Origin of the sequence: Streptomyces sudanensis (genome assembly GCF_023614315.1) — a bacterium.
In the GTDB taxonomy this organism is placed as follows: domain Bacteria; phylum Actinomycetota; class Actinomycetes; order Streptomycetales; family Streptomycetaceae; genus Streptomyces; species Streptomyces sudanensis.
On sequence record NZ_CP095474.1, the window covers coordinates 1185852 to 1187657 of the forward strand.

General features: G+C 71.5%; 2 protein-coding genes. Both read right to left on the reverse strand.

The features are described from left to right. Positions 1-740, reverse strand: a 740-nt coding sequence (locus MW084_RS05410) for a NuoI/complex I 23 kDa subunit family protein (RefSeq protein WP_275563496.1), incomplete at its 3' end; no start/stop codon positions are given. Beyond that, positions 740-1708 carry a complex I subunit 1/NuoH family protein gene (locus MW084_RS05415; RefSeq protein WP_010470581.1) on the reverse strand — a complete coding sequence of 323 codons (969 nt, stop codon included), beginning with the start codon at positions 1706-1708 and terminating at the stop codon, positions 740-742. The genes MW084_RS05410 and MW084_RS05415, both read right to left, overlap by 1 nt. Positions 1709-1806 lie beyond the last annotated feature (98 nt).

Here is a 1806-nt window from a genome sequence, read left to right on the forward strand (position 1 = left end):
TCCTGGGTGGGAGTGCCCGGGGTGGGCTTGCCCTGGTCGGAGGTGCCCGGGGTGGGCATGCCAGGAGCGGAGGTGCCCGGGGCGGGCGTACCGGGGGCGGAAGTACCCGGAGCGGGAGCGCCCGGGCCGGAGATGCCCGAGGCGGGCGTACCGGGAGTGGAGGCGCCGTCGGCGGGTGTGGCGGCGGCCCGGGCGGTGGCCTCCTGCTCGGCGGCGCGCTGGGCGGCGAGCTTGTCGGCCGCCTTGCGGGCGGCGGCCAGCTCCTTCGGCTCCTCCGCGCCCGGATCCAGGGCGGGCGGCTCCGGCACCGTCCACATCCACTCGCGGAGCTTGTCCCGCTCGTGGACAAGGTCGCGCATGTCCGTCTCCGCGTACTCGAACTCCGGCGACCAGAACAGCGCGTCGAAAGGACACACCTCGACGCAGATGCCGCAGTACATGCAGAGGGCGAAGTCGATCGCGAAGCGGTCGAGGACGTTGCGGCTGCGCTCGCGCCCGCCGGGGGCGGCAGGCGGCACCGTCTCCTTGTGGGAGTCGATGTAGATGCACCAGTCGGGGCACTCGCGGGCGCAGAGCATGCAGACCGTGCAGTTCTCCTCGAACAGGCCGATCACGCCGCGGGTGCGCGGCGGCAGTTCGGGCTGGACGTCGGGGTACTGCGCGGTGTGGCTCTTCCTCGTCATCGTCCGCAGGGTGACGGCCAGCCCCTTGGCGAGGCCGGATCCGGGGATCGGAGGCATTACTGGATCACCACCTTGACGATGCCGGTGAGGGCGATCTGGGCGAGGGCGAGCGGGACGAGCGTGGTCCAGGCGAGCTTCTGCAACTGGTCCTCGCGCAGCCGCGGGTAGCTCACGCGCAGCCAGATCACGACGAAGGCGAGCACGGCCGTCTTCAGGAGCGTCCACACCCAGCCCAGGCCGTCGGCGCCGAACGGGCCGTGCCAGCCGCCGAGGAACAGGACGGTGGTCAGACCGCACAGGACGACGATGCCCGCGTACTCGGCGAGCAGGAACAGGGCGAAGCGCAGACCGGTGTACTCGGTGTACGCACCGAAGATGATCTCCGAGTCGGCGACCGGCATGTCGAACGGCGGACGCTGGAGCTCGGCGAGGCCGGCGACGAAGAAGACCAGCGCGCCGACGATCTGCCAGGGCAGCCACCACCACTCGAAGGCGTCGAGGATGCCCGGCAGGGACACCGTCCCGGCCGCCATGGCGACGGAGGCGGCGGCCAGGAGCATCGGCAGTTCGTACGCGAGGAGCTGAGCGGCGGTGCGGAGGCCGCCGAGGAGGGAGAACTTGTTGGCTGACGCCCAGCCCGCCATGAGCGAGCCGAGCACGCCCACGCCCATGACGGCGAGGACGAAGAAGACGCCCGCGTCGACAGCCACGCCGACCGCGCCCTCGCCGGGGCCGATCGGGATGGCGACGAGGACGAGGAGGTACGGGAGGAGCGCCACGGCGGGAGCGAGTTGGAAGACGCGGCGGTCGGCGTCGGCCGGGACCACGTCCTCCTTCTGCGCGAACTTCACGCCGTCCGCGACGAGCTGCGCCCAGCCGTGGAAACCGCCCGCGTACATGGGGCCCAGGCGGCCCTGCATGTGCGCCATGACCTTGTGCTCCGCCTGCCCCACGACGAGGGGCAGGACGAGGAACACGGCGAAGACCAGGACCAGGCGGAGGGCGACGTCGAGTACGTCGTTCACGCGTCTCCTCCGGTGCGTCGCGGATCGGGGTCGGGATGGGGTCCGGACCCGGGGTCGGGCTCGGGCGTGTCTCTTTTCGACATCTTACACTGCCGAAA